Source organism: Streptomyces sp. NPDC058157 (genome assembly GCF_042884105.1).
GTDB lineage: Bacteria > Actinomycetota > Actinomycetes > Streptomycetales > Streptomycetaceae > Streptomyces.
Genome location: NZ_JBHVUQ010000030.1, coordinates 5,849 through 23,127, shown reverse-complemented (window position 1 = coordinate 23,127; position 17,279 = coordinate 5,849). Strand labels below are relative to the sequence as shown.

General features: G+C 70.9%; 13 protein-coding genes. 8 read left to right on the top strand and 5 right to left on the bottom strand.

Features of this window, described 5'->3' with window-relative positions:
* Positions 1 to 44: 44 nt before the first annotated feature.
* Complete coding sequence (locus tag ACFVXK_RS10630; RefSeq protein WP_266839030.1) at positions 45 to 533, bottom strand: ribose-5-phosphate isomerase; 489 nt, start codon at positions 531 to 533, stop codon at positions 45 to 47.
* A 219-nt stretch (positions 534 to 752) separates the two neighbouring features.
* Here ACFVXK_RS10630 and ACFVXK_RS10625 point away from each other — a divergent pair, with 219 nt between their 5' ends.
* Entirely contained in the window at positions 753 to 2,219 is a 1,467-nt protein-coding gene (locus ACFVXK_RS10625) for an amino acid permease (RefSeq protein WP_389611131.1), read from the top strand.
* An 88-nt stretch (positions 2,220 to 2,307) separates the two neighbouring features.
* On the opposite strand, the gene ACFVXK_RS10620 is transcribed toward ACFVXK_RS10625, so the two are convergent.
* Complete coding sequence (locus ACFVXK_RS10620; RefSeq protein ID WP_389611130.1) at positions 2,308 to 2,892, bottom strand: biotin transporter BioY; 585 nt, start codon at positions 2,890 to 2,892, stop codon at positions 2,308 to 2,310.
* A 282-nt stretch (positions 2,893 to 3,174) separates the two neighbouring features.
* On the opposite strand from ACFVXK_RS10620, the gene ACFVXK_RS10615 reads away from it, so the two are divergent.
* The 3 genes from ACFVXK_RS10615 to ACFVXK_RS10605 all read left to right on the top strand — a co-directional run bounded on the left by ACFVXK_RS10615 (position 3,175) and on the right by ACFVXK_RS10605 (position 6,936).
* The gene (locus tag ACFVXK_RS10615) at positions 3,175 to 4,551 is read left to right on the top strand and encodes an amino acid permease (protein WP_389611129.1); all 1,377 of its coding nucleotides are present in this window, start codon (positions 3,175 to 3,177) and stop codon (positions 4,549 to 4,551) included.
* A gap of 155 nt (positions 4,552 to 4,706) precedes the next feature.
* Positions 4,707 to 6,107 (top strand): amino acid permease, encoded by a 1,401-nt coding sequence (locus ACFVXK_RS10610; protein ID WP_389611128.1) that lies wholly within the window; start codon positions 4,707 to 4,709, stop codon positions 6,105 to 6,107.
* A gap of 172 nt (positions 6,108 to 6,279) precedes the next feature.
* Positions 6,280 to 6,936: a superoxide dismutase gene (locus ACFVXK_RS10605; RefSeq protein WP_389611127.1), complete on the top strand. Its 657-nt coding sequence runs from the start codon at positions 6,280 to 6,282 to the stop codon at positions 6,934 to 6,936.
* Positions 6,937 to 7,061: 125 nt separating this feature from the next.
* Here ACFVXK_RS10605 and ACFVXK_RS10600 read toward each other — a convergent pair whose 3' ends face one another.
* Positions 7,062 to 7,709, bottom strand: a complete 648-nt coding sequence (locus ACFVXK_RS10600; protein ID WP_389611126.1) for a DsbA family protein — start codon at positions 7,707 to 7,709, stop codon at positions 7,062 to 7,064.
* Between the two features lie 140 nt (positions 7,710 to 7,849).
* On the opposite strand from ACFVXK_RS10600, the gene pepN reads away from it, so the two are divergent.
* Together pepN and ACFVXK_RS10590 are read left to right on the top strand one after the other, a co-directional pair.
* Complete coding sequence (pepN, locus tag ACFVXK_RS10595) at positions 7,850 to 10,399, top strand: aminopeptidase N (RefSeq protein WP_389611125.1); 2,550 nt, start codon at positions 7,850 to 7,852, stop codon at positions 10,397 to 10,399.
* Positions 10,400 to 10,557: 158 nt separating this feature from the next.
* The gene (locus tag ACFVXK_RS10590) at positions 10,558 to 11,520 is read left to right on the top strand and encodes a hypothetical protein (protein ID WP_389611124.1); all 963 of its coding nucleotides are present in this window, start codon (positions 10,558 to 10,560) and stop codon (positions 11,518 to 11,520) included.
* Here the strand turns inward: ACFVXK_RS10590 and ACFVXK_RS10585 are convergent.
* Together ACFVXK_RS10585 and ACFVXK_RS10580 are read right to left on the bottom strand one after the other, a co-directional pair.
* Positions 11,496 to 12,443, bottom strand: a complete 948-nt coding sequence (locus ACFVXK_RS10585) for a pyridoxamine 5'-phosphate oxidase family protein (protein ID WP_389611123.1) — start codon at positions 12,441 to 12,443, stop codon at positions 11,496 to 11,498. The two genes, ACFVXK_RS10590 and ACFVXK_RS10585, sit on opposite strands and share 25 nt — an antisense overlap.
* Before the next feature lie 23 nt (positions 12,444 to 12,466).
* The gene (locus ACFVXK_RS10580; protein ID WP_389611122.1) at positions 12,467 to 12,928 is read right to left on the bottom strand and encodes a VOC family protein; all 462 of its coding nucleotides are present in this window, start codon (positions 12,926 to 12,928) and stop codon (positions 12,467 to 12,469) included.
* 129 nt (positions 12,929 to 13,057) lie between these two features.
* On the opposite strand from ACFVXK_RS10580, the gene ACFVXK_RS10575 reads away from it, so the two are divergent.
* Positions 13,058 to 13,627 carry a CGNR zinc finger domain-containing protein gene (locus tag ACFVXK_RS10575; RefSeq protein ID WP_389611121.1) on the top strand — a complete coding sequence of 190 codons (570 nt, stop codon included), beginning with the start codon at positions 13,058 to 13,060 and terminating at the stop codon, positions 13,625 to 13,627.
* A gap of 273 nt (positions 13,628 to 13,900) precedes the next feature.
* On the top strand, positions 13,901 to 17,236 hold the full coding sequence (locus ACFVXK_RS10570) for a S8 family serine peptidase (protein ID WP_389611120.1): 3,336 nt from the start codon (positions 13,901 to 13,903) through the stop codon (positions 17,234 to 17,236).
* Positions 17,237 to 17,279: the final 43 nt, after the last annotated feature.

Genomic DNA, 17,279 nt, shown 5'->3' with positions numbered 1-17,279 from the left:
GGAGCGTGCCGCCGGACGGGGCGCGTCCGGCGGCGCGCGGGGGACTACTGGTCCTGCGGGTGGTGGGCCGGGATCGGGGGGAGCTCGCCGGTCTGCTCGTAGGCGGTGAGCATGTCGATGCGGCGGGTGTGGCGCTCCGCCCCGGAGTACGGGGTCTTCAGGAAGGCGTCGATGAAGGCGACGACCTCGTCCTGGGTGTGCATGCGGCCGCCGACGGAGATGACGTTGGCGTTGTTGTGCTCGCGGCCGAGCTCGGCCGTCTGGACGCTCCAGGCCAGGATGGCACGGATGCCCTTGACCTTGTTGGCGGCGATCTGCTCGCCGTTGCCGGAGCCGCCGATCACGATGCCGAGGCTGTCCTCGTCCGCGGCGGTGCGCTCGGCGGCGCGGAGGCAGAAGGGCGGGTAGTCGTCCACCTCGTCGTAGATGTGGGGCCCGCAGTCGACGGGCTCGTGGCCGTTGTTCTTGAGCCAGTCCACGAGGTGGTTCTTGAGCTCAAAGCCTGCATGGTCGGATCCGAGATACACGCGCATGGGTCGAGTGTGGCATGCGTGACCTCAAGGGAGGGCGGAGGGGTGTCGCATAAATCACTTCTAAACCTCAAGTAAACCCAAAGAACGCAGACGGGAGGGGTCGGGACCTTGGTCCCGGGATGGGGGCCTTGGGTAACCATCGGAAGAAGGTCTTCCGTCCTGGCCGGAAATCGGGTTTGAATGCCGGAACTCTCCACCCGAGAACCTAAGGATTCGTCCATGAGCACGACGACGACCCTTCAGACGGCAGGCGACCCGACCGGCGAACCCGGTTCCGCCCAGCCCTCCGACGGTCTCAAGGCCGGTCTCAAGAACCGCCACCTCTCCATGATCGCCATCGGCGGTGTCATCGGCGCCGGCCTGTTCGTCGGCTCCGGCGGCGGTATCGCCAAGGCCGGCCCCGCCATCCTGATCTCGTACCTGCTCGTCGGTGCGATGGTCGTCTTCGTGATGCGGATGCTCGGCGAGATGGCCGCCGCCAGCCCGAACTCGGGCTCCTTCTCCGCCTACGCCGACCGGGCGCTCGGCCGCTGGGCCGGCTTCTCCATCGGCTGGCTGTACTGGTTCTTCTGGGTCGTCGTGCTCGCCGTCGAGGCGACCGCCGGCGCGAAGATCCTCGAGGGCTGGGTCCCGGCCGTCCCGCAGTGGGGCTGGGCCCTGATCGTGATGGTCGTCCTGACGGCCACCAACCTCGGCTCCGTCGCCTCCTACGGCGAGTTCGAGTTCTGGTTCGCCGGCATCAAGGTCGTCGCCATCGGCGCCTTCGTGATCGTCGGCATGCTCGCCGTCTTCGGCGTGCTGCCGGGCTCGGACAACCCGGGCGCGGGCTTCGCCCACCTCACCGACGCCGGCGGGTTCATGCCGAACGGCTGGGGCTCGGTCCTCACCGGTGTGCTGATGGTCGTCTTCTCCTTCATGGGCAGCGAGATCGTCACCCTGGCGGCCGGCGAGTCCGAGGACCCGCGCCGCGCGGTCACCAAGGCCACCAACTCGGTGATCTGGCGCATCGGCGTCTTCTACCTGGGCTCGATCTTCATCGTGCTGACCCTGCTGCCCTGGAACGACGAGTCGATCGTCAAGAAGGGCTCGTACGTCGCCGCCCTGGACTCGATCGGCATCGCGCACGCCGGCCAGATCATGAACGTGATCGTCCTGACCGCCGTGCTGTCCTGCCTGAACTCGGGCATGTACACGGCCTCGCGCATGGCGTTCTCGCTGGGCGAGCGCGGCGACGCGCCCAAGGCCTTCGCGAAGACCAGCAAGAAGGGCGTGCCCACGGTCGCCATCCTGGGCTCGGTGGTCTTCGGCTTCATCGCCGTCTACTTCAACTACACGTCCCCGGACACGGTGTTCAACTTCCTGCTGAACTCCTCGGGTGCCATCGCCCTCTTCGTGTGGCTGGTCATCTGCCTGACCCAGCTGCGGATGCGCGGCATCCTGATGCGCGAGGCGCCGGAGAAGGTCACCGTCAAGATGTGGCTGTTCCCGTACCTGACGTGGGCCACCGCCGCGATGATCACCTTCGTCCTCGGCTACATGGTCTACGACAAGGACAACCGCGAGACGGTGCTGTACTCGCTGCTCGTCGCGGCCGTCGTGATCGTGATCGGCGTGGTGCGCAACGCCCGTCGCAAGGGCGAGCTCGCGGCCGAGGCCGTGGCCGACGCCGTGGTCGACGCGGTCTGACCGGACCCCCGCATACGGCAGCAGCCCCGGACCGCCCGCTCGCGGTCCGGGGCTGCTGCGCAGGCACCGGAAGTGGATTCCGTACGGGTCAGCCGCGGCGGCCGGCCAGCTTCCAGGCGGCCGGCAGGGCGCCCATGGCCAGCGCCGCCTTGAGGGCGTCACCGATCAGGAACGGGGTCAGGCCCGCCGCGAGGGCCGCGGTGAGCGACATCCCGGTGGCGGCCATCAGGTACGGCACGCCCACCGCGTAGATCACGGCCGAGCCCAGCACCATCGTGCCCGCCGTGCGCAGCACCGAGCGGTCGGCGCCGCGCCGCGCGAGGGCGCCGACGACGGTGGCGGCGAGCAGCATGCCGAGGACGTAGCCGAAGGAGGCGCCGCCCGCGCCGGAGGTGCCGCCCGCGAACCAGGGCAGGCCGGCCGCGCCGAGGGCGGCGTACAGGCCGAGCGAGAGGAAGCCGCGGCGGGCGCCGAAGGCCGTGCCGACGAGCAGGGCGGCGAAGGTCTGGCCGGTGACCGGCACCGGGGAGCCCGGAACGGGTACGGAGACCTGGGCGGCCAGACCGGTGAGCGCGGCTCCGCCGACGACGAGCGCGATGTCGCGGACGCGGCTCGCGGGCAGCAGGTCGGCGAGGACGGCGCCGGGCCGGAAGGAGACGGAAGCAGTGCTCATGAGGGGGCTCCGCGGGGTGGTGATCGACGGGACACCGTGACGCTAGTGCGCGCCGCCGCGCCGCCCCACCGTCGGCCGGGACAAAGGCATACTGTCCGGTTTGGTGGGGACCACACAAAGCCCACGCCTTACACCCGCCCTGAAGTGATCCCCATCACGGGGAACATCCGGTGACACATCCTTTTTGCTCCCACGGGCGCCCTCCAGCCAGACTGTGGGTTCCCTCCAATCCCTTGCGCAGCCCCCAGAGCCGCCGGGCCGATCGAGAGTACAGATCCACTCATGCGCGAACAGCAGACCGACCTCCCTCCCGAACCCCTGAGCCACAGTCTCAAGCAGCGCCACCTGACCATGCTGGGCCTCGGCGGCGTCATCGGCGCCGGCCTCTTCGTCGGCTCCGGTGCCGGCATCTCCATCGCGGGCCCCGCGATCATCTGCTCGTACCTGCTCGCGGGCGCGCTCGCGATGCTGGTGATGCGGGCCCTCGGCGAGATGTCGGCGGCGATGCCCGCCTCCGGCTCCTTCTCGGTCTACGCCGAGAAGGCCCTGGGGCGCTGGGCCGGCTTCTCGGCGGGCTGGCTGTACTGGTTCCTGCTGGTCGTGGTGCTCGCGGTGGAGGCGACCGGTGCCGCGAAGATCGCCCACGGCTGGCTGCCGTCGGTGGACCAGTGGGTGTGGGTGCTGCTGTTCATGGTGGTCTTCACCCTCACCAACCTGGCCGCCGTGCGGAACTTCGGCGAGTTCGAGTTCTGGTTCGCCGCGCTGAAGGTCGGCGCGATCGTGCTGTTCCTGGTCCTGGGCACCCTGGCGGTCTTCGGCCTGCTGCCGGACACCGAGCCGGTGGGCCTGGCCAACCTGAGCGGGCAGGGCGGCTTCTTCCCCAAGGGGATGGGCGGGGTGGTCGCGGGGATGCTCGCGGTCGTCTTCGCCTTCGGCGGCCTGGAGGTCGTCACCATCGCGGCCGCCGAGTCCGACGACCCGGCCCGGTCGGTGTCGCGGGCGGTGCGCAGCGCGGTGTGGCGCATCCTCTTCTTCTACGTCGGCTCGATGCTCGTGATCGTGACCCTGCTGCCTTGGGATTCGCTCAAGCCCGGCGAGAGCCCGTACGTGGCCGTGCTCGACTCGATCGGGATTCCCGCGGCCGGGCAGATCATGAACATCGTGGTGTTCGTGGCGCTGCTGTCGGCGCTGAACGCGAACCTGTACGGCTCCTCCCGGATGATCTTCTCGCTGGCCGAGCGCGGCGAGGCGCCCAAGGGGCTGCTGAAGGTCTCGGGCGGCGGGGTGCCGCGGCGGGCGGTGCTGGCGTCGGTGGTGTTCGGGTTCGCGTCGGTGGTGCTGAACCTGCTGTGGCCGGACACGGTCTTCCTCTACATGCTCAACGCGGTCGGCGCGGTGCTGCTGTTCGTGTGGGCGCTGATCGCGGTGTCGCAGCTGCGGCTGCGGCCCCGGCTGGAGCGGGAGATGCCGGAGCGGCTGACGCTGCCGATGTGGCTGTTCCCGTACCTGACCTGGGCGGCGCTGCTGGGGATGGCGGCGGTGCTGGTGCTGATGCTGTTCGACGACTCGGCGCGGCCGCAGCTGCTGTGGTCCTCGGGCGCGGCGGCGGTGGTGCTGGTGGTGGCCGCGTACCGGGAGGTGCGGGCGCGCCGGGGCTGATGCCCCGTCAGTGAGGTGCGGACGACGAGCGGCCCGGGACTTCCGTCCCGGGCCGTTCTGCTTCCTGCGCGCGGGTGCGGTCACGGCGCGTGAGCCGAGTGTCCGGATGCTGAACAGTGAATGTCCGATAAACGGACGGTCGGCAGACTGGGCCCATGAGTCAGAGCACCATCACGCCCCCCGAACTGCGGCCGTCCGCGCCCGGATCCCCCCTCAGTGGCGGCCTCAAGCAGCGCCACCTCTCGATGATCGCCCTCGGCGGGGTCATCGGCGCCGGCCTCTTCGTCGGCTCGGGCGCCGGCATCGCGGCCGCGGGGCCCTCGATCGTGCTCGCGTACGCGGTGTCCGGTCTGCTGGTGATGTTCGTGATGCGGATGCTCGGCGAGATGTCGGCGGCCAACCCCGCGTCGGGCTCCTTCTCGGTGCACGCCGAGCGGGCGATCGGCCCCTGGGCCGGGTTCACGGCCGGCTGGATGTTCTGGACCCTGCTGTGCGTGGGCGTGGCCATCGAGGCCATCGGCGCGGCGCACATCATGACGGGCTGGTTCCCGGGCACCCCGTCGTGGCTGTGGGTGCTGGTGTTCATGGCGCTGTTCTGCGGCAGCAACCTGGGCGCGGTGCGCAACTTCGGCGAGTTCGAGTTCTGGTTCGCCGCCCTGAAGATCGGCGCGATCGGCCTGTTCCTGGGCCTGGGCGTGCTGGCGGTCCTGGGCCTGCTGCCCGGGACCTCCTCCCCCGGCGCCGCGAACCTGGTGCACGACGGCGGGTTCCTGCCCCACGGGGTCGACGGGCTGCTCGTCGGCGTGCTGGCCTCGGTGGTCGCGTACGGCGGCCTGGAGACGGTGACCATCGCGGCGGCGGAGTCGGACGACCCGGTGCGGGGCGTGGCCAAGGCGGTGCGGACCACCATGTGGCGGATCGCGATCGTCTACGTCGGCTCGATGCTGGTGATCGTCACCCTGCTGCCCTGGAACGACCCGGCGGTCACCGGGCAGGGCCCGTACGCCGCGACCCTGGACCACCTGGGCATCCCGGCGGCCGGCCAGGTCATGAACGTGGTCATCCTGATCGCCCTGCTGTCGGCGATGAACGCCAACATCTACGGCTCCTCGCGCATGGCCCACTCCCTGGTCTCCCGGGGCCAGGGGCCGAGGGCGCTGGGCAAGGTCTCGGGCGGGGTGCCGCGCCGCGCGGTGCTGGCCTCCTCCGGGTTCGGGTTCGTCACGGTCCTGCTGTCGTACTGGTACCCGGACACCCTGTTCGCCTGGCTGCTGAACATGGTCGGCGGGGTCATCCTCATCGTCTGGGGCTTCATCGCCGTCTCGCAGTTCGTGCTGCGCCGGCGGCTGGAGCGCGAGGCGCCCGAGAAGCTGACCGTGCGGATGTGGGGCTTCCCGTACCTGACGTGGGTGGCGCTGGCCGGGGTGGCCGGGGTGCTGGTGCTGATGGCCGTCGGCGAGGACACCCGTACGCAGGTGCTGTTCACCGGCGGGCTCGCGCTCGCCCTGGCCGGGACCGGGTACGCGATGCAGCGCCGGGCGGCGGCCCGGAACTGACGGCCCGGCGGCTCCCCGGCCCCCTTCGAGGCGGATCCCGTGTGCGACACGGGATCCGCCTCTCTTCGTACCCAGGTGACCCTTACGTGTGACTCGGAATAGATACTGCTAGCGTGCAGTTGCGCATTAATTGCAATAAGCGATTGGCACGCCGAGGGGACCGGATACACGCATGGCCATCTACACGCTTCCTGAGCTTCCTTACGACTACGCGGCGCTCGAGCCGGTGATCAACCCGCAGATCATCGAGCTGCACCACGACAAGCACCACGCGGCCTACGTCACGGGCGCCAACACCACGCTGGAGCAGCTGGCGGAGGCCCGGGAGAAGGAGAACTGGGGCGCGCTCAACGGGCTGGAGAAGAACCTGGCGTTCCATCTCTCCGGGCACATCCTGCACAGCATCTACTGGCACAACATGGCCAGCCCGAAGACCGGTGAGGGCGGCGGCGAGCCGACCGCGGCCGACGGGGTGGGCGACCTCGCGGACGCGATCACCGAGTCCTTCGGCTCCTTCGAGAAGTTCAAGAAGCAGCTGACCTTCGCGTCCTCCGCGACCCAGGGCTCCGGCTGGGGCGTGCTGGCGTACGAACCGGTCAGCGGCCGCCTGGTCGTCGAGCAGGTCTACGACCACCAGGGCAACGTGGGCGTGGCCAGCACGCCGATCCTGGTCTTCGACGCCTGGGAGCACGCCTTCTACCTGCAGTACAAGAACCAGAAGGTGGACTTCATCGAGGCCATGTGGAACGTCGTCAACTGGCAGGACGTGGCCCGCCGCTACGCCGACGCCAAGGCGAACACCCCGCTGCTGATCCCCGCCAAGGGCTGAGCCGCACCCCGCAGACCGCCCGCCTCGTGATCGTCTTCTCAGCCTTCGCGTGCGGGCGTGCAGAGCGGAAGACCCCCGTGAGGACGTGACTCACGGGGGTCTTCTGCGTCGTGCGGGGGTACCGACTACTCGAAGCTGGGGCCCTTGGTGCGGGTGCGCTTGATCTCGTAGAAGCCCGGGGTGGAGGCGACCAGCAGGGTGCCGTCCCACAGGCGGGCGGCGGCCTCGCCGCGCGGGGCCGGGGTGACGACGGGGCCGAAGAAGGCGACCTCCTCGCCGTCGGCGCCGGGTACGGAGATCACCGGGGTGCCGACCTCCTGGCCGACGCGGTCGATGCCGTCGTTGTGGGAGTCGCGCAGCACCTGGTCGTACTCGTCGGAGTCGGCGTAGGCGAGCAGCTCGGCCGGCAGGCCGACCTCCTCCAGGGCGTCGGCGATGACCTCGCGGGTCGCGCCGCGGTCCTCGTTGTGGATCTTCGTGCCGAGGGCCGTGTACAGCTTGCCGGTGATCTCCTCACCGAACTTCTGCTGAGCGGCGACCACCACGCGCACCGGGGCCCAGCCCTTGGGGCCGAGGAGCTCGCGGTAGCGCTCGGGGAGCTCGTCGAGCTTGTTCTCGTTGAGCACGGCCAGGCTCATCACGTGCCAGCGGACCTCGACGTCACGGACCTTCTCGACCTCCAGCATCCAGCGGGAGGTCATCCAGGCCCAGGGGCAGAGCGGGTCGAACCAGAAGTCGACCGGGGTCTTCTCGCGCACCTGGGTGTCGGTCATGTCTCTCCTCGCATCACATAGGGGGTCTCCGAGCGTGTTCCTTCTGGCCAACCGGGCCGGAACGGCACGCATTCCCTCCGTGGGAGGATTCGACCGAAGAAGCGATCACGCACGAAGAGATCCGCACGAAGGAGTGCCCCGTGCCCGGTGAGAATCTGTCCCGCGACGAAGCCCGCGCGCGGGCCGAGCTGCTGTCCGTCGACGGGTACGAGGTGGTCCTCGACCTGCGGTCCGCGGTGGACGAGGCCGAACCGGCCGAGGGCCCCCGGACGTTCCGCTCGGTGACGACCGTGCGCTTCCGCGCCGCGGCCGCGGGCGCCTCCTCGTTCGCCGACCTGATCGCCCCCTCCGTGAACGCGGTCACCCTCAACGGCCGCGCCCTGGACCCGTCCGCCGTCTTCGACGGGGCGCGGATCGCCCTGGACGGCCTGGCCGCCGAGAACGTCCTGGTCGTCGACGCGAACTGCGCGTACAGCCGCACCGGCGAGGGCATGCACCGCTTCGTCGACCCGGAGGACGGCGAGGTCTACCTCTACACCCAGTACGAGCCGGCGGACGCCCGGCGGGTGTACGCGAACTTCGAGCAGCCCGACCTGAAGGCGCCCTACCGGTTCCAGGTGACCGCGCCCGAGGGCTGGACGGTGTGGAGCAACGGCGCGGAGGAGTCCCGCGAGGGCGGGGTGTGGCGCTTCGCCGAGACCGCGCCGATCTCCACGTACATCACCTGCGTGGTGGCGGGCCCCTACCACTACGTCACGGACACCTACACCCGCGGCGACCTGACGATCCCGCTGGGCGCGATGTGCCGCAAGGGGCTGGCGAGGCACTTCGACGCGGACGACGTCTTCCTCGTCACCAAGCAGGGCTTCGACCTCTTCCACGAGATCTTCGACTACCCCTACCCCTTCGGGAAGTACGACCAGGCCTTCGTGCCCGAGTACAACCTGGGCGCCATGGAGAACCCGGGCATGGTGACCTTCCGCGAGGAGTACATCTTCCGCGGCAAGGTGACGCAGGCCTCCTACGAGCGGCGCGCCAACGTCATCCTGCACGAGATGGCTCACATGTGGTTCGGCGACCTGGTCACCATGAAGTGGTGGGACGACCTGTGGCTGAAGGAGTCCTTCGCGGACTTCATGGGCTCCTTCGGGCTGGTCGAGGCCACCCGCTTCGACCAGGCCTGGGTCACCTTCGCCAACAACCGCAAGGCGTGGGCCTACCGGGCCGACCAGCTGCCGTCCACCCACCCGATCACGGCCGACATCCGTGACCTGGAGGACGCCAAGCTGAACTTCGACGGGATCACCTACGCCAAGGGCGCGGCCGTCCTCAAGCAGCTCGTCGCGTACGTGGGCCGCGAGGCGTTCCTGGACGGCGCGCGGCGCTACTTCAAGGCGCACGCGTACGGCAACACCACCCTGGACGACCTGCTGTCGGTGCTCGGCGAGGTCTCCGGGCGGGACATGGCCGAATGGTCGCGGGCCTGGCTCCAGACGGCCGGCGTCAACGCGCTGACCCCGCAGGTCACCACGGACGCGGCCGGCCGGCTGACCGAGCTGGCCGTGGTCCAGGAGGGCGACGAGCTCCGCCCGCACCGGGTCGCGGTGGGCCTGTACCGGCTGGAGGCCGACGGTTCGCTGGTGCGCTACGCGCGCGCCGAGGCCGACGTGGCGGGCGTGCGCACGGTGGTCGGGGAACTGGCCGGGCTGGAGCGGCCCGACCTGGTCCTGGTCAACGACGAGGACCTCACGTACTGCAAGATCCGCTTCGACGAGGCCTCCCTGGCCACGCTCCGCGGCCACCTGGGCGACCTCACCGACCCGCTGGCCCGCGCGCTGTGCTGGTCGGCGCTGTGGAACCTGACGCGGGACGCGCTGATGCCGGCCCGGGACTTCCTGTCGCTGGTGCTGGCCCACGCGGGCCGCGAGAGCGACGTCGGCGTGCTCCAGCAGCTGCACGCGCAGGCCCTGGGCGCGGTCACCCACTACGCGGCGCCCGACTGGCGCGAGCAGGGCGGCCGGGAGCTCGCGGCGGGCGCGCTGCACGAGCTGCGGCTGGCCGAGCCGGGCTCGGAGCACCAGCTGACCTGGGCCCGCTTCTTCGCGGCGAGCGCGGCCAGCGAGGGTGACTTCCAGCTGCTGCTGGGGCTGCTGGAGGGTTCGGCGCGGATCGACGGGCTGGAGGTGGACCAGGAGCTGCGCTGGGACTTCCTGCTGCCGCTGGCCGCGCACGGCGTGGTGGACGAGGCCGTGCTCGCGGCCGAGCTGGTCCGCGACGACACCGCCTCGGGCAAGCGGCACCAGGTGCGCTGCCTGGCGGCGCGGCCGTCGGCGGCGGTCAAGGACCAGGCGTGGGCGGTGGTGGTCGAGTCGGACGCGCTGTCGAACGCGCTGGTCGAGGCGACCATCAGCGGGATGCAGCAGTCCTCGCAGCGGGAGCTGCTCGCGCCCTACGCGGGGCGGTACTTCGAGGTGATCGAGCGGGTCTGGGCGGAGCGGTCGATCCAGATCGGCATCGACGTGGTGAAGGGGCTGTACCCGATGCTCCAGGACTCGCAGGCCACGCTGGACGCGACGGACGCGTGGCTGACGGCCCGTCCGGACGCGGCCCCGGCGCTGCGGCGACTGGTGCTGGAGTCCCGCGACGACCTGGCCCGGGCCCTGCGCGCCCAGTCCCGCGACGCCGCGTAACCCGCCGGGCCTTCCCGGGGGCACCGCCCCCGGGAAGGCCGGGCCCGGCAGCGCCATCGGCAGTCGAACGCCCGTACTTTAGCCCCGTCTTGTCCGGATTTGTCGACGAACGTGTAACAGGCGTTAGCAAGGCCATGGCCTGAGGGAATCACCGCGTCATGAACCAGAACGCACCCCTCCCCCTCGCCCACCTCACCGCCAGCCGCCCCCGCGTGCTGACCCTCGCCCAGCTGCGCGAGCACGGCGTCAGTGCCGCCGAGGCCGCCGGGCGGCCGTGGCAGCAGGTGCTGCCCGGGGTGTTCCTGCTGCACGCCGGGCCCGCGACCAGCGAGGAGCGCCTGCACGCCGCCCTCCTGTACGCCGGCAAGCGCGGCAACGGCGAGGCCATGATCACCGGGCTGGCCGCGCTCGCGCTCTACCGGTTCTCCTCCACCCCCGCCCTGCTCTCCCTCGCGCACATCGACGTCCTGGTCCCGAACACCCGCCGGCTGCGCTCCACCGGCGACGTGCGCATCGTGCGCACCCACACCCCGCCCCGCCCGCTGGAGCTGACCGGGGTGCCCGTGGCCCCGGTGGCGCGGGCCGTCGCCGACGCCGTCGCCCAGCTGGACGACGCCACCGCGGTGCGCCGCATCCTCAGCGAGGCCGTCCGCGCCGGACACTGCGAACCGGCCGCCGTCGTACGGGAGCTGACGGTGGCCCGGCTGCTGAACCGGCCGCACGTGATCGACGCCGTGGAGGCCCTGCTGGCCGAGGGCCGGGCCATCGCCGAGGACCGGCTGTACCAGCTCGTACGGGGCTACGAGCTCCCCGAGCCGGTCTGGAACGTGGACCTGCGGCTGCCCGGCGGCCCGCACCTGGGCGGGGTGGACGCGTACTGGCCCGATCAGGCGGTGGCCGTCGAGATCGACACCCGGGCCCCGCGCCAGGGGGAGGACGAGGACTTCGCCGAGGCCGTCCGCAAGCGGGAGACCCTGGAGCGGCTCGGCGTGACCGTCCTCTACCTGACCCCGCGCAAGCTGCGCGACTGGCCCGAGCAGCAGGCCGCGGTCGTCCGGACCGCCCTGACGGCGTCCTGCGACCGCGAGCCCGCCGCCTACCTGGTCGTACTCCCCCGGTGAGGGGAACCCGGAAGGGCCGGACCGGCCGGACCGGCCGGGCTCGCCGGGAGGGCCGGGTTCGCCGGGGAGTACTCCGGGGCGCTCCAGCGCAGCCGCCCCGGATGCAGGCTCTGCACCACCGCCTCCACCCTGAACCGGACCCCGCGCCCCCCGTCGGCGCCGAACTCGGTCCGGGCCCGCCCGCTCAGCTGGAGCAGCCCGCCGCCCTCCCAGTCGGGGAAGAGGAGCCCGGCCCGCTCGTCGAGGGCGAGGTTGCCCAGGGTCAGGAACATGGCGTTGCCCGGATAGTCCGGCCAGCGCAGCTCGGTGGGCGAGAGCACCTCCACGAAGCCGGGCATCCCGCCCCGGTGGCTCGCGTCGGTCCCGCCCGCCTCCGCGGTGGTGGCGATGAAGAAGGTGTCGGCGGCGCGGACGGCCCGCCCCTGGTCCGGGGTGAGCGCCGCGGAGCGCCGTACGGTTCCGGGGCCCTCGGCCACCAGCTCCAGCGGCTGCCGCTTCTGGAGGTACTTCGGGCAGTTGGAGAAAACCTCCTCGGCCGCCACCGCGAAACCGCCGGGCGTCACGGCGAGGGTGCCGTTGAGCCGCATCCGGCGCCGGGTGCGCGGGTCGAGGGCGATGGTGCCGACCCGGGTGCCGTCGGCGGCGAGCGCCCCGGCGAGCGGGTCCCCGTCCGGCAGGCCGCCCCGGACCGCGATCCGGTCCGGCCCGGTGGCCCGGACGAAGCCCGGCGGGCCGGTGAGCAGCGAGGCCCACAGCCGTCCCGCGCCGTCGGCGGCGCCGACGACGAGGTGGGGCTGGAGGGCGAGGAAGGCGGCCGCCACGTCCCGGATGCCGGGGCCGATGGAGCGGCCGACGTGCTCGGCGAGCGCGCGGACGCCGACCCGTTCCTGGATGGCCAGGGAGCCCTGGTGGTACCGGTCCATGACGACCCTCACTTCCTGAACTTCTAGAAGAAACCGCAGGTGGGAGCGGACTCCACGGGGGCGGGAGCGCCCTCGGCGCCGGTCGGCACGGAGATCTCCAGGCGGGTGCCGTCCGGGTCGTGGAAGAAGATCCCGCCGGAGGCCGCGCCCTCGCGGTGGGCGACGACGCCCTCGTAGGCGAACGCCACGCCCAGGCCGCGCAGCCGCTCCTCGTACGCCCGGACCTCCTCGATCGCCCCGGCGGAGAAGGCGAGGTGGTGCAGTCCGGCCGCCCGCGGGGCGTACGGGTCCTCGGCCTGCTGCCAGAGGGTGAGGACGAGTTCGCCGTCCCGGCCCAGGAAGGCGAAGCGGCGTCCGTCCTCCTTGCCCTCACCGAGCAGCTCGAAGCCCAGGGCGTCGCGGTAGAAGGCGAGCGAGCGCTCCAGGTCCGTGACGTTGAGGCCCACGTGCCCGGTGCGGAGGGTGCCGATGGCGGTGGTGGTCATGAGGGTTCCCTTCCCCGAGGATGTCCGGCGCGCCGGAGTTCTAACCTTCTAAGTTGAGATTAAGGGTTAGAGGTCCGAGCGTCAACCGGTCACGTACCCTTGAGGGGTTAGCGGCGCGAGGAGGCGGACATGACGGCAGTACCGACGACGGACCCCCGTCCGCTCACCGGGGAGCCGCTCGCCCTCGACCTGGTGAACACGCGCTGGAGGCCGGAGGGCGTACCGACCGACCTCTTCGCCGGGGCCTTCGGCCTGAGCCGACTGGAGGGGCTGGCCCTCTGGCTGCGGAGCACGGGACTGGACGACCGCTTCCGCGCCGACAAGTCGACCCTGGTCCACCTGCTGACCGCGCGCGAGGCCCTCGCCCGCGCCGTCGCGGACCCGGCCGACACCGGCGCCCGCGAGCTGATCGACGCCGTACTGGAGCACGGCCGGATCCGGGTCACCCTCACCGCCGAAGGCCCGGGCGAACGGGCCGAGTTCGACGACCCGGCCTGGGGACCGGCCTGGCTGGCGGCCCGCGGCTACCTGGAACTGCTGGGCTCGGCGCCCGACCGGATCCGCAAGTGCGCCTCGGAGACGTGCATCCTGCACTTCCACGACACCTCGCGCAACGGCACCCGGCGCTGGTGCTCGATGGCCGCCTGCGGCAACCGCGCCAAGGCCTCGCGGCATTACGCGCGCACGCGCGAGCGCTGAACGGACGGAATCTGTCACACCCGGGGCGAGAACAGACCCCGACACACGCCCGTTACAAGGCCTGTAAGTCGATAAATCCACTCCCTGACCGGTGCGAGTCGCCCCGGCTTGCCCAGACATGTTCCCGATGGCGGAAACTCCACCCTGGCGGGTGTCCGCCATGTCAGGTCTCGGTCAATGACAACCCTCCCCAAACAGCTGTCACTTGCGCAAAGCTGACCGGTCATCCGGCACCGAAATCCGGACCGTATCGATCTCTAGCCAGGGATGCTGATGACCCTCGAATCCCCCAGCACCACCGGGGCCATACCCGGCGCCCGGCGCGCGGCCCGCGTCGCGGCGGCCGCGGGCCTGGTGGCCGCGCTCTGCGCCACCGGCGCCGTACCCGTCTTCGCGGCGACCGGCGACACCAACCCGTCGGCGCCGGCGCCGGCCAAGTCGGCCGACCAGAAGCTCGGTTCGGCGGACGCCGAACTGCTCCAGGAGGCCAAGGCCAAGGGTGACGCGACCGTCACCGTCATGGTCGCGACCGCGCCGGGCCAGACCAAGCAGGTCTCCGACCAGCTGCACGCCGTCCAGGGTGCTTCGGTGGGCCAGACGTACGACAAGCTCGGCTACGTCCGCGCCACCCTCCCGACCGACAAGGCGGAGGCGGCGCTGAAGGCGGCCGCCAAGCTGGAGTCGGTGCACGGCATGGACCTCAAGCAGGAGATCCAGCTGCCGGACCCGCGCCCGGACTCGGGCAAGGACGGTTCGGGCAAGAAGACCGCCGCCGAGACCTACCCCGGTCCGGACAAGAACACCCCGGCGAAGAACCCGTACAACCCGTCCTTCGAGACCGGCGCGGTGGACTTCGTCCAGAAGAACCCGCAGGCCGACGGCCGCGGCGTCACCATCGGCATCCTGGACTCGGGCGTCGACATCGCCCACCCGGCGCTGCAGAAGACCACCACCGGCGAGCGCAAGATCGTCGACTGGGTCACCGCGACCGACCCGATCCTGGACAACGACGCCACCTGGCGCCCCCAGGTCACCCCGGTCACCGCCACCGGCGGCACCTTCACCGCGGGCGGCCAGAGCTGGAAGGCGCCCGAGGGCACCTACCAGTGGAGCCGCTTCAGCGAGTCGATCACCGCCACCGGTGACATGAAGGGCGACGTCAACCGGGACGGCGACACCACCGACAAGTTCGGCATGCTGTACGACCCGGTCGCCGGCACCGTCCGCGTGGACACCGACCAGGACGGCGACTTCACCAACAACGAGCCGATGAAGCCGTACAAGGACGGCTACCAGGTCGGCTACTTCGGCACGGACAACCCGGCGACCGACGTCGCCGAGCGGATCCCCTTCGTGATCCAGATCCGCAAGGACGTCCCGATGGACCCGTTCGGCGGGGACTGGGTCGGCAAGAAGGCCGACTTCGTCAACATCGGCATCATCGAGTCCGAGCACGGCACGCACGTCGCCGGCATCACCGCCGCCAACAGCCTCTTCGGCGGCAAGATGAACGGCGAGGCGCCCGGCGCGAAGATCGTCTCCTCGCGCGCCTGCTCCTGGTCCGGCGGCTGCACCAACATCGCGCTGACCGAGGGCATGATCGACCTCGTCGTCAACCGCGGCGTCGACATCGTCAACATGTCGATCGGTGGTCTCCCGGCGCTGAACGACGGCAACAACGCCCGTTCCGAGCTGTACAAGAACCTCATCGACACCTACGGCGTCCAGCTCGTCATCTCGGCGGGCAACGAGGGCCCCGGCGTCAACACCATCGGCGACCCCGGTCTGGCCGACAAGGTCATCTCGGTGGGTGCCGCGGTCTCCAAGGAGACCTGGGCCGCCAACTACGGCTCCGGCGTGACCAAGAAGTACAACATGTTCCCCTTCTCCTCGCGCGGTCCGCGTGAGGACGGCGGGTTCACGCCGACCATCACCGCCCCCGGCGCGGCCATCAACACCACCCAGACCTGGCTGCCCGGCGGCCCGGTCAAGGAGGCGGGCTACAACCTGCCGGCCGGCTACTCGATGCTCCAGGGCACCTCGATGTCCTCGCCGCAGGCGGCGGGCGCCAGCGCCCTGCTGATCTCGGCCGCCAAGCAGGCGAAGATCGCCCTGCCCCCGGCCAACCTGCGCGTGGCGCTGACCAGCACCGCGAAGAAGATCGACGACGTCCCGGCGCACGCCCAGGGCTCGGGTCTCATCGACATCAACAAGGCCTGGGAGTCGATCCAGCGCGGCGCCAAGGCCAACGAGTTCACGGTCAAGGCCCCGGTCGACACCGCGCTCGACCAGTTCCTGAAGACCCCGGGCTTCGGCACCGGCCTCTACGACCGCGAGGGCGGCCTGAAGGTCGGCCAGAAGAAGGTCTACGACGTCGTCGTCACCCGCACCACCGGCCCGAAGTACGGCACCCGCCACAACCTGAGCTGGCGCAACAACGACGGCACCTTCAAGGTCGTCGGCGGTGGCGGCTACGACTACGTCACCCTGCCGCTGAACAAGCCCGTCACCATCAAGGTCGAGGCCAACGTCAAGTCGGCCGGCGTCCACAGCGGCATCCTGCAGCTCGACGACCCGACCACCGAGGGCATCGACAAGCAGATCCTGGCCACGGTCGTCGCCTCCACCCCGCTGGCGCAGCCGTCGTTCTCGCTGTCGGACACCTCCTCGGTGCAGCGCAACAGCCACAAGTCGTACTTCGTGACGGTCCCGCAGGGCGCCAAGACCCTCGAGGTCGCGCTCGGCGGTCTCGCCGCGGGCAGCCAGACGCGCTTCATCTCGATCCACCCGTACGGCACGGGCGTCGAGGACAGCGCCACCACCCAGTGCTACCCGAACTACGACAACCCGGCCAACAAGTGCCGCCCCGACCTGCGCTCCTACGACAACCCGCAGCCGGGCGTCTGGGAGATCGAGGTCGAGTCGCGCCGTACGTCGCCGCTGCTGGACAACCCGTTCAAGCTGGACGTCTCCGTCCTCGGCGCGGGCTTCGACCCGGCGGTCAAGGTCCTGCCCGAGGTCAAGCAGGGCACCCCGGCCCCGGTCCAGTGGACCGTGAAGAACACCGGCGCGGCCATCACCGGCGGCAAGCTCCAGGGCGGCCCGCTCGGCTCCGCGAAGGTCGACAAGCCGACCATCGCCGCCGGCGAGACCAAGACCACCGAGGTCACCGTCGGTGAGGGCGTCTCCCGTCTGGACGTGGGCATCAACCACACCTCCGACGCCGCCGCCGACCTCGACCTCGAGGTCTACAAGGACGGCGTGAAGGTCGCCTCCTCGGCCGACGGCGACTCGGACGAGTCCGTGAGCATCGACAAGCCCGCCGCCGGCACCTACACCATCAAGGTGATCGGCTACGCGGTCCCGTCCGGCTCCACCACGTACGACTACCGCGACGTCTACTTCTCGTCCGCCCTGGGCACCGTCCAGGTCGACGAGGCCGCCGCGGTCAACCTCGCCAACGGCGCCTCCGCGCAGGTCTCGGCGAACGTCCTGGTCTCCGCCGCGGCCCCCGAGGGCCGTCAGTTCTTCGGCCAGGTCCAGCTGCTCAACGGCCGCGGCTCCGCCGCCGGCACCGGCAGCGTGCAGATCGACAAGGTCACCCCGTAAGGGCCTGACCCGGCAACACCGAGGGGGCGGTGCTCGTACGAGC

Excerpts from the sequence above, each read along its gene's own strand:
- ACFVXK_RS10570 (WP_389611120.1), top strand. The coding sequence starts at position 13,901 with ATGACCCTCGAATCCCCCAGCACCACCGGGGCCATACCCGGCGCCCGG.
- ACFVXK_RS10630 (WP_266839030.1), bottom strand. The coding sequence starts at position 533 with ATGCGCGTGTATCTCGGATCCGACCATGCAGGCTTTGAGCTCAAGAAC.
- ACFVXK_RS10610 (WP_389611128.1), top strand. The coding sequence starts at position 4,707 with ATGAGTCAGAGCACCATCACGCCCCCCGAACTGCGGCCGTCCGCGCCC.
- ACFVXK_RS10605 (WP_389611127.1), top strand. The coding sequence starts at position 6,280 with ATGGCCATCTACACGCTTCCTGAGCTTCCTTACGACTACGCGGCGCTC.
- ACFVXK_RS10585 (WP_389611123.1), bottom strand. The coding sequence starts at position 12,443 with ATGGACCGGTACCACCAGGGCTCCCTGGCCATCCAGGAACGGGTCGGC.
- ACFVXK_RS10625 (WP_389611131.1), top strand. The coding sequence starts at position 753 with ATGAGCACGACGACGACCCTTCAGACGGCAGGCGACCCGACCGGCGAA.
- ACFVXK_RS10580 (WP_389611122.1), bottom strand. The coding sequence starts at position 12,928 with ATGACCACCACCGCCATCGGCACCCTCCGCACCGGGCACGTGGGCCTC.
- ACFVXK_RS10590 (WP_389611124.1), top strand. The coding sequence starts at position 10,558 with ATGAACCAGAACGCACCCCTCCCCCTCGCCCACCTCACCGCCAGCCGC.
- ACFVXK_RS10615 (WP_389611129.1), top strand. The coding sequence starts at position 3,175 with ATGCGCGAACAGCAGACCGACCTCCCTCCCGAACCCCTGAGCCACAGT.
- ACFVXK_RS10575 (WP_389611121.1), top strand. The coding sequence starts at position 13,058 with ATGACGGCAGTACCGACGACGGACCCCCGTCCGCTCACCGGGGAGCCG.
- ACFVXK_RS10620 (WP_389611130.1), bottom strand. The coding sequence starts at position 2,892 with ATGAGCACTGCTTCCGTCTCCTTCCGGCCCGGCGCCGTCCTCGCCGAC.
- ACFVXK_RS10600 (WP_389611126.1), bottom strand. The coding sequence starts at position 7,709 with ATGACCGACACCCAGGTGCGCGAGAAGACCCCGGTCGACTTCTGGTTC.